General features: G+C 71.6%; 7 protein-coding genes and 1 pseudogene. 2 read left to right on the top strand and 6 right to left on the bottom strand.

From position 1 onward, the window contains the following. Nucleotides 1–375: 375 nt before the first annotated feature. Together RH94_RS02060 and RH94_RS02055 are read left to right on the top strand one after the other, a co-directional pair. Nucleotides 376–885, top strand: coding sequence for a hypothetical protein (locus RH94_RS02060; protein WP_073945966.1), 510 nt, complete (start codon nt 376–378; stop codon nt 883–885). Between the two features lie 143 nt (nt 886–1,028). Beyond that, entirely contained in the window at nt 1,029–2,480 is a 1,452-nt protein-coding gene (locus RH94_RS02055) for a flotillin family protein (RefSeq protein WP_073945965.1), read from the top strand. Nucleotides 2,481–2,679: 199 nt separating this feature from the next. Here RH94_RS02055 and RH94_RS02050 read toward each other — a convergent pair whose 3' ends face one another. The 6 genes and pseudogenes from RH94_RS02050 to RH94_RS41980 form a co-directional block, all read right to left on the bottom strand. Next, complete coding sequence (locus RH94_RS02050) at nt 2,680–3,507, bottom strand: SAM-dependent methyltransferase (RefSeq protein ID WP_073945964.1); 828 nt, start codon at nt 3,505–3,507, stop codon at nt 2,680–2,682. 171 nt (nt 3,508–3,678) lie between these two features. Then, nucleotides 3,679–4,422 (bottom strand): respiratory nitrate reductase subunit gamma, encoded by a 744-nt coding sequence (gene narI / locus RH94_RS02045; RefSeq protein WP_073945963.1) that lies wholly within the window; start codon nt 4,420–4,422, stop codon nt 3,679–3,681. Next, on the bottom strand, nt 4,419–5,105 hold the full coding sequence (gene narJ, locus RH94_RS02040) for a nitrate reductase molybdenum cofactor assembly chaperone (RefSeq protein ID WP_073945962.1): 687 nt from the start codon (nt 5,103–5,105) through the stop codon (nt 4,419–4,421). Before narJ ends, narI begins: the two co-directional genes overlap by 4 nt. Then, nucleotides 5,102–6,787, bottom strand: coding sequence for a nitrate reductase subunit beta (gene narH, locus RH94_RS02035; protein ID WP_234425465.1), 1,686 nt, complete (start codon nt 6,785–6,787; stop codon nt 5,102–5,104). The genes narJ and narH overlap by 4 nt, the downstream gene beginning before the upstream one ends. Then, nucleotides 6,787–9,442, bottom strand: a pseudogene (locus RH94_RS02030) (molybdopterin-dependent oxidoreductase); the annotation flags it as partial. The pseudogene RH94_RS02030 and the gene narH, both read right to left, overlap by 1 nt. A 1-nt stretch (nt 9,443) precedes the next feature. After that, the coding region (locus tag RH94_RS41980; RefSeq protein WP_234425470.1) for a molybdopterin-dependent oxidoreductase at nt 9,444–9,782 on the bottom strand (339 nt) is incomplete at both ends.

The raw sequence follows: 9,782 nt of genomic DNA, 5'->3' as shown, positions 1-9,782 counted from the left end.
CCGGCAGCCACGCGGCGCGCAGGGCGTCGTAGGAGCGGCACCGACCGACCGCTCGTCCGCCGCCGCTTCCAGCCCCCGGCAACGGAGGCGCCGCCCGTGGTGCGCGCTGCCCCCGTCCCGGGGGCAGCGCGGTTTCCGGCAGAGCACGGGCCGGCCTTCAGGGCGACGGCCCGTACCGCCGTCGAGCTTCCCGCGTCCGCGTACCGTGTCTGCGCACCGTGTCCGAGCCGCGGCGGAACGTCGTCGTCCGGGCGAAGGCGGTATCAAGGCGGCATCAAGAGCGTGTAAAGATTGCTGGCAACAGGCAATGTATTGTCACCCGTTCGCGTGGCAATATGCACGCGCGGGGGGTCGTCGAGTGAAAGCGGGGCCCGAATGAACTGGTTTGTGGGTCTCGGGATCGCCGGACTGGTCCTGCTGGTGCTCTCACTGATCTTCGACGGGATCCTGGAAGGCCTGTTCGGCGGGGTGCTGGACGGGCTGTTCGACGGGTTGCTGTCGCTGCCGGTCATCGCCGGATTCGTGTCCATGCTCGGCTTCGGCGGGGCGATCGCACTCGGCACCACGGGCATGGGGGTTACGGGGGCAACGGCGATCGGCGTGGTGGCGGGCGTCGCCGCGGGCTGGCTGACGTGGAAATTCAGCCGCGCCCTGATGCGGGATCAGGGCGATGCCGCTCCACGGGGCGGCGATCTCGTCGGCAGCTCCGGGTCCGTGGTGACGGCCATTCCGGCCGAGGGGTACGGCGAGGTGCTGGTGTACCTCGCCGGGCAGCCGCTGAAGCTGGCCGCGAAGTGTCCGGTGCCCGTGGCGCGGGGTGCCGAGGTCTGGGTGGAGTCGGCGCTGTCCGCGACCTCGGTCGCCGTCCGGCCGGTCGAGCACTGACCGGCCGGAGCGCCGCGCCACACCACGACGCCCACACCCGCTGCCTCGTCTTCCTTCCGCGTCCGTTCTGATCTGTTCCTGATTTGTTCCTGATCCGATCCAATTCGCCGTCCCCCGGGGAGGGCTGAGGGGATTTCACACATATGAGTCCTGTACTGATCGCCGTGGTCGGAGCCGTCGTACTCCTGGTCCTGCTGGCCCTCGTGGTCGTCACCCGCTACAAGGTCGCGGGTCCCAGCGAGGCGTTCATCATCACCGGACGGCGCGGCAAGAAGTCCACCGACCCCGAGACCGGCCGGGTCTTCACCGACAACAGCGGCCAGAAGGTCGTGGTCGGCGGCGGTGTCTTCGTCGTGCCCTTCGTCCAGCAGAAGTTCACCCTCGACCTGTCCAGCCGGCACATTCCGGTGGCCGTCCGGGGCGCGGTCACGCTGCGCGGGGTGAAGGCCAACCTGGAGGGCGTCGCCATCGTCAAGGTCGGCGGCACCGAGGACTCGATCCGCGCCGCGGCCCAGCGCTTCCTCCAGCAGCAGGACGGCATCGTCGGGTTCACCCAGGAGGTGCTGTCCGGCGCGCTGCGTTCCATCGTCAGGCGGATGTCCGTCGAGGACATCATCCGGGACCGGGCCGCCTTCGCCGGACAGGTCGCGGAGGAGGCCGAGGCCAGTCTGTCCGGGCAGGGGCTGGTGCTGGACGCCTTCCAGATCCAGGACATCACCACCGAGGGCTCCTACCTGGAGGACCTCGGCCGGCCCGAGGCGGCCCGCGCCAAGCAGGAGGCCGACATCGCCGAGGCCGTCGCCCGGCGCGCTTCCGAACAGGCCCGCCTCAAGGCGGAGGAAGAGATCGCGATCGCCCAGCGCACCTACGCCCTGAAGCAGGCCGAGATCAAGGCCGAGACGGACGAGGCCGCCGCCCGCGCCAACGCCGCCGGCCCGCTCGCCGAGGCCGCCCGGCAGCAGGAGGTCCTGCAGGAGCAGGAGAAGGTAGCCGCCCGGCAGGCCGCCCTGACCGACCGCGAACTGGACACCCAGGTCCGCAAGCCCGCCGACGCCGCCCGTTACCGGGCCGAGCAGGAGGCGGAGGCCCACCGCATAGCCCTGGTCAAGGAGGCCGAAGCGGCCGCCGAGCGGGCACGGCTCACCGGTGAGGGCGAGAAGGCCCACCGCGCGGCGCTCGCCGACGCCGTACGCATCGAGGGTGACGCCGAAGCGGCCGCGATCGCCGCCAAGGGTGCGGCGGAGGCCGACGCCATGCACAAGAAGGCCGACGCCTTCGAGCGGTACGGCGATGCGGCGGTGCTCCAGATGCTGGTCGAGGTGCTGCCGCAGGTCGTCGGCAAGGCGGCCGAGCCGCTGGCGGCCGTGGACAAGCTGACCGTCATCTCCACGGACGGCGCGGGCCAACTCTCGCGCACGGTCGCCGACAACGTCGCCCAGGGCATGGAACTCCTCAGCTCCACCACCGGCGTCGACCTCGCCCAGCTCCTCCAGGGCCTCGCCGGGCGCGGCACGGCCAAGACCCCGGAGCAGGTCGAACCCTCGGCTCCGGCGCCGGCCGAGCCGTCCCGCATCAAGGTCGACACCACCGAGTAGAACCCGGAACGGGGTGCCACGCCGACACCCCTGACCACGGAGCCCGGACGCCCGGACAGCGCCCGGGCTCCGCTGTTTCCGGGGCCGCCCGCAACGTGTGTACACCGCCCAGCAGCCGCTCGTGCACGGCATCCGTCCCGGCAAGCGGTGAGGCCGTGTCCCGATTGTCCGCTCCTGCCCCGTGCCTCCGGTCGCGGCACTAGCTCTTGCGCCCCACCGCGCAGTAGGCGTCGACGGCGGCACCGTCCCCACCCGGCTTCCCGGTGGCCTCCGGCCGCCACTCCGGCACCCGCACGACCCCCGGCTCCACCAGCTCCAGCCCGTCGAAGAAACCGGCGATCTCCTCGACGCCGCGCACGTGGTAGGGAACGGCGCCACTCGCGTTGTACGCCTGGGACGCGGCGATCATGCCCTCGCTCGTCGCCGTACTGTCGCTGATCACCAGGTGGCTGCCCGACCCGAGCCCCGCCATCAGCCGACGCACCAGGTCACGGGCCTGCCCGTAGTCGCCCACATGACCGAGGGTGTTGAGGATCACCAGGCCGACCGGCTGGGTGAGGTCCAGCGTCCCGGCGGCGGCCCGCAGGACGGCCTCGGGGTCGTAGAGGTCGGCGTCCAGATAGTCGGTCCTGCCCTCGGGCGTACTCGTGAGCAGGGCGTGCGCGTGGGTGAGGACGATCGGGTCGTTGTCGACGTACACGATCCGTGCGTCCGGAGCGACGCGCTGCGCCACCTGATGCGTGTTGTCGGCGGTCGGCAGTCCGGTCCCGATGTCCAGGAACTGCCGTATCCCCTGCTCACCGGCGAGGTACCGGACGGCCCTGCCCAGAAACCGCCGACTGGTCTGCGCCACGTCGACCAGCCCGGGGAAGATCCCCTTGATCTCGTCGCCGATCTCCCGGTCGACCTCGTAGTTGTCCTTGCCGCCGACGAAGTAGTTCCAGAACCGCGCCGAGTGCGGTGTGGTCGTGTCGATCTGGGCACGTGTCGCGAAACCGACGCTGTCCTGACTGGTGTCCTCGGGCACGGGTGAGCCTCCTGTGGTGGGCGATGACCGGTGCAGCGCCCCCAACCTATGTGAACTGGCCATGACACGCGCAGAGTTCACAGCCTTCGGAGCGTAACCGCCGACCCGGCCGATCATGGCGACCTGTCCGCCGAGCCGGGCCGCCGCGACCGCCTGGTCGGTGCCGCGCCGTCAGTACCCCGCGCCGATGCGGCGCCAGCGGCGGCCGCTGGTGCCCGGCTCGGTGGGGTGGGTGGGGACGCGGCCGCGGTAGAGGACGTAGGGACGCCACAGGTACCACAGGGGATAGCTCCAGGCGTGCACCAGCCGGGTGAAGGGCCAGACGGCGAGGATGGCCCAGGCGGCGGTGGCGTGGACCTGGTAGATCAGCGGTGCGTGGGAGACGGCCCGGACGTCGGGGTCGCCGGCGAACAGGCCGCGGAACCACAGCGCCACGCTCCGGCGGTAGTCGTAGCCGCTGCCGAACAGGTTGATCCCCATGGTCGGGATGGCGCCCAGCACGATCACGACGGCGAGCAGGACCAGGGCGATCCAGTCGACGGCGCTGGTGGTGGCGCGGACCCGGGGCACCGCGGTGCGGCGGAGGGCGAGCACCGCCACACCGGCGATGACGGCCAGCGCGGCTACGGTGCCGCCGATGGAGGAGAACCAGCGGTAGACGTTTTCCGGGATGCCGAGCCACCGGGTGAACGACTCGGGGACGAGGATGCCCAGGACGTGTCCGACGATGGCGGCGAAGGTGCCGTAGTGGAACAGCGGCCCGCCCCACTTCAGGAGCCTGCGCTCCTGCAGCTGGGTGGAGCGGCTGGTCCAGCCGAACCGGTCGTAGCGCCAGCGCCAGACGTGGCCGACGACGAAGGTGACGAGGGCGAGGTAGGGCAGGATGACCCACCACCACAGGTCCCAGGAGCTCATCGGCGGTCTCCGGTCGTGGCTGCGGTTCCGGTTCCGGTCAGGAATTCGGGTGGGGCGAAGGGTTCGAGACCCACGTGCTCCAGGCCGACGTGTTCCTCGGGCGGTCCCTCGGCGGTCAGCCGGCGCAGCGTCTCGCGTTGCCGGCGGTCCGGGCTCGGCAGGCGGTCGCAGAGGGCGTCCAGGAGGGGCGCGTGGGGATCGGTGTGTTCGTGCAGGGCCTGCCGGAGCATCTCCAGTCCGGCCCGGCACCGCAGGAGGATCCGGTGGCCGGGTTCGGGGGCGAGGGCGGCGAACTCCAGGATCAGCGGCAGGTGGTCGGGCAGTTCGCTCTCGGGCGGCTCGTGACCGGCCTGGCGGTAGGTGTGCTTGAGGGCGAGCAGGGCCATGCCGCGGGCGCGGGTGTCACCGTGGCGGTAGTACGTCAGGTACAGGCAGCGGCGGCGGGTGTGGTCGAAGGTCGCGACGTAGGCCTGCGCGGCCTCGGTGGGGGTGAGGCTCCGCAGCCGGTCGGTGAACGTGGTCAGGCGGGCCCGGTCGGCCGGGTCGCCGATCGCGGGGATCGCGGCCGTGACGTCGTCGAGCAGGGACAGGGCCGGCGGGTCGGGGTAGCGCAGCAGGACCGAGGTGATCCGGTGCAGCAGCGGTGTGTCGGCGCGGCGGTGGGTGCGGCGGAGGTTCCTCACCGGTCCCCTCCCCGACCGGAATCGCCGAACAGGCCGGGGGCCGGAGCCGTGCCGTTCCAGCCGAGGAGGTTGAAGCGGACCCGGCCGTCGCTGTCGCGGAACCGGCTGCCGCCGCCCGGCGCCGACAGCCCCGGAAGCGAGGGCGTGCCGGACAGCGTGTCCTGGGTGTGCGCCCCGCTGTCCGCGGCGCCGCCCGGGTAGTCCAGGGAGCAGTGCTGGGCCATCAGCGCGCCGGACCCCTCGGCGTGCACCTTCGGAATGACGTAGCGGTCGTCGTACTTGGCGATGGCCAGCAGCCGGTAGAGGTCCTCGACGTCCCGCGCGCTCATGCCGACCGCGTCCAGCAGCTCCTCGTCGACCGGGTCGCCCAGCTGCACCCCGCGCATGTGCGCGCGCATCGCGGTCAGTTTGCGCAGCACGCCCTCGACGACCGCGGTGTCGCCCGCGGTGAACAGGTTCGCCAGGTACGCCATCGGGATGCGCAGCGACTCGATGGCGGCGAACACCCGGTCGGGATCGGCCTCGTCGTAGCCGGTGGCGTGCACGGCGTCCGTCACGGGCGACAGCGGCGGGACGTACCAGACCATCGGCATCGTCCGGTACTCCGGGTGCAGCGGCAGCGCCACCCGGTGCCGCTTGATCAGGGAGTGGACCGGGGAGCGCTGGGCGGCCTGGATCCAGTCGTGCGCGATGCCGTCGCGTTCGGCCGCGGCCAGGACGTCGGGGTCGTGCGGGTCGAGGAAGACCGACAGCTGCGCCTCGTACAGGTCCTTGTCGTCCTCGACCGAGGCGGCCTTCAGCACGGCGTCGGCGTCGTACAGCATCACGCCGAGGTGGCGCAGCCGGCCCACGCAGGTCTCCGAGCAGATGGTGGGCTGGCCGGCCTCGATCCGCGGGTAGCAGAAGGTGCACTTCTCGGCCTTGCCGGTGCGGTGGTTGAAGTAGACCTTCTTGTACGGGCAGCCCGAGACGCAGAACCGCCAGCCGCGGCAGCGGTCCTGGTCGACCAGGACGATCCCGTCCTCCTCCCGCTTGTACATCGCCCCGGACGGGCAGGAGGCCACGCAGGAGGGGTTGAGGCAGTGCTCGCAGATCCGCGGCAGGTAGAACATGAACGCCTGCTCGAACTCCATCCGCACCTGCTCGGACAGGCCCTCCAGGTTCGGGTCGGCGGCGGCGTACACGGCCGCTCCGGCCAGGTCGTCGTCCCAGTTCGGACCGTGCACCGGGCGCATGTCACGGCCGGTGAGCTGCGACTTGGGGCGCGCGCTGGGGAAGGAGTCGGACAGCGGGGCCGTGACGAGCTTCTCGTAGTCGTAGGTCCACGGCTCGTAGAAGTCGTCGAGGGAGGGCAGTTCGGGGTTGTAGAAGATGGTCGCCAGCTTGCGCAGCCGGCCGCCGGCCTTCAGGTTCAGCCTGCCGCGGCGGCCCAGCTCCCAGCCGCCCTTCCACCGCTTCTGGTCCTCGTAGCCGCGCGGGTAGCCCACGCCGGGCTTGGTCTCGACGTTGTTGAACCAGACGTACTCGGCTCCCGGCCGGTTGGTCCAGGTCTGCTTGCAGGTGACCGAGCAGGTGTGGCAGCCGATGCACTTGTCGAGGTTCATCACCATCGCCACCTGGGCCATGCAGCGTCCGACAGTGGCTCCGGCCCGGGGCCCCGCGGTGGCTCCGTCACGGGCCATCAGAACTGCACCTCCTGGCTGCGCCGCCGGATGACGGTGATCTCGTCGCGCTGGTTTCCGGTGGGACCGATGTAGTTGAACCCGTAGGAGAACTGGGCGTAACCGCCGATCAGGTGGGTCGGTTTGATCAGCAGTCTGGTGAGGGAGTTGTCGCCGCCGCCGGGCAGGCCGGAGGTCTCCGTCCTCGGCACGTTCAGGTGCCGGTCCAGGGTGTGGTACATGAACACCGTGCCCTCGGGCATCCGGTGGGTGACCACCGCCCGGCAGGCCACCACACCGTTGCGGTTGTACGCCTCGATCCAGTCGTTGTCCGACACGCCGATCCGCTCCGCGTCCAGCGGGCTCATCCAGATCACCGGGCCGCCGCGGAACAGCGTGAGCATGTGCAGGTTCTCCTGGTACTCGGAGTGGATGGACCACTTCGAGTGCGGCGTCAGGTAGCGCACCACCAGCTGCGGGGTGCCGTCGGCGGCGCGGGTCGGGTCGCCGAAGCGCGCGACCGTGTTCAGCGGCGGCCGGTAGACGGGCAGCTGTTCGCCGAACTCGGCCATCCAGTCGTGGTCGAGGAAGAAGTGCTGCCGCCCGGTGAGGGTGTGCCAGGGTGTGCGGCGCTCGACGTTGACGGTGAACGGCGAGTAGCGGCGCCCGCCGGACTCGGTGCCGGACCACTCCGCCGAGGTGATCACCGAGCGGGGCTGGACGCGGGTGTCGGCGAAGGTGATCCGGTCGCCGGAACGCTCCTCGGCCAGGTCGGCGAGTTCCACCCCGGTCCTCTCCTCCAGCGCCCGGAGGGACTCCACCGCCAGGCGGCCGTTGGTGGTGCCGGACAGGGCCAGGATCGCCTCGCAGAACAGGTCGTCGCGGGCGAGGGAGGGCCGCCCGTCGCCGGCCCCGCCGCGCACCGTGCCGTTGGCGTGCCGCAGCAGGTCGATCTCCTGCTCCGGCTTCCACGTGACGCCCTTGGTGGAGGTGCCCAGCGTGTCCAGCAGCGGTCCGATCGCGGCCATCTTCTCGGCCACCGCCGCGTAGTCGCGCTCCACCACGATCAGCCCGGGCATGGTCTTCCCCGGCACCGGCTCGCACTCGCCGGCCCTCCAGTCCCGCACCCGGCCGTGCGGCTGGGCCAGCTCGTCCGGCGTGTCGTGGGCCAGCGGCGCCGCGATCACGTCCCGGCGCACCCCCAGGTGGACGGCCGCCAGCTTCGAGAACTCGGCGGCGACGGTGTGGAAGACGTCGAAGTCGGTACGGGTCTGCCAGGGCGGTGCGATCGCCGGGCTGAAGGCGTGCACGAACGGGTGCATGTCGGTGGACGACAGGTCGTACTTCTCGTACCAGGTGGCGGCGGGCAGCACCACGTCGGAGAACAGGCAGGTGCTGGTCATCCGGAAGTCCACGGCCACCGACAGGTCGAGCTTGCCGACCGGCGCCCGATCGCGCCACACCACCTCCCGGGGGCGCAGGTCCGGTGGGGTCTCGGCGGCGGTGACCGCGTCGTCCGTCCCGAGCAGGTGCCGCAGCATGTACTCGTGGCCCTTCATGGAGGACGCGAACAGGTTGGCACGCCAGATGGTCAGCACCCGGGGGAAGTTCGCCGGGTCGTCCGGGTCCTCGGCGGCGAACCGCAGCCGCCCCGACCGGAGTTCGTCGACGATGTGCTCCGGCACCGGCTTGCCGGCCCGCTCGGCCTCGTCGCACAGGTCCAGCGGGTTGCGGTCGAACGCGGGGTGCGAGGGCATCCAGCCCAGCCGGGCGGCCAGCGCGTTGCAGTCCGGCAGGGTCCGCCCGGCGAGCCGGCCCGCGCCGAGCGGGCTCGTCAGGGCGTCGGCCGTGAACGCCTCGTAGCGCCACTGGTCCGTGGCCAGCCAGAACAGCGGTGTGCCCACCATGTGCCGGGTCGGGCGCTGCCAGTCCAGGCCGAACGCGAGGTGGAACCAGCCGGTCAGCGGCCGCACCTTCTCCTGGCCGACGTAGTGCGCCCAGCCGCCGCCGTTGACGCCCTGGCAGCCGGTGAGCGTCAGCAGCGACAGGAACGCGCGGTAGATCTGGTCGGAGTGGAACCAGTGGTTCGTCCCCGCCCCCATCGCGATCATCGAACGGCCCCGGGTCCGCTCCGCGTTCCGGGCGAACTCCCGGGCCACCCGGGCGGCGGCCCGCGCCGGCACCGAGGTGACCGCCTCCTGCCAGGCCGGTGTGCACGGGCTGTCCGCGTCGTCGTACCCCGACGGCCACGCGCCGGGCAGCCCCTCGCGGGCCACCCCGTACTGGGCCAGCACCAGGTCGAACACCGTGGTCACCAGGTGCCCGCCGATCCGCAGCGCGGGCACGCCGCGCCGCACCGCCGAGCCGGACTCGCCGGGCCCGGTGTCGAACCTCGGCAGGTCCACCGCCACCGGCTCGCCGTCCGCACGCCCGTACAGGGACAGCAGCGGATCGACCCCCTCCAGGTCCAGGTTCCACCGGCCGGCCCCGGACGGCGTCCACCGGAAGCCCAGCGATCCGTTCGGGACCGCCGGCCCACCGGTACGGGCGTCCAGCAGCACCGTCTTGAACTCGCCCGCCTCCCCGGACCATCCGGACAGGTCGGCGGCGGTGAGGAACTTCTCCGGTACGTACCCGCCGCCCTCGCGCTCCCTGAGCCGTACCAGGAACGGCAGGNGGTCGGTGAAGGCCTTGGCGTACTCGGTGAAGTAGGGCACCTGCCGGTCGCGGTAGAACTCGGTGAGGATCACGTGCCCCATGGCCATCGCCAGCGCGCCGTCGGTCCCGGGCGCCGCCGCGAGCCAGTCGTCGGCGAACTTCGTGTGGTCCCCGTAGTCCGGCGAGACCACCACGACCTTCTGCCCCCGGTAGCGGGCCTCGGTCATGAAGTGCGCGTCCGGCGTGCGGGTGATCGGCAGGTTGGTGCCCCACACGATCAGATAGCCGGCGTTCCACCAGTCACCGGACTCCGGTACGTCCGTCTGGTCGCCGAACACCTGCGGCGAGGCCATCGGCA

It is taken from the genome of Streptomyces kebangsaanensis, from assembly GCF_001906585.1.
Classification (GTDB): Bacteria; Actinomycetota; Actinomycetes; order Streptomycetales; family Streptomycetaceae; genus Streptomyces; species Streptomyces kebangsaanensis.
This window is presented reverse-complemented; position numbering and strand designations above follow the sequence as displayed.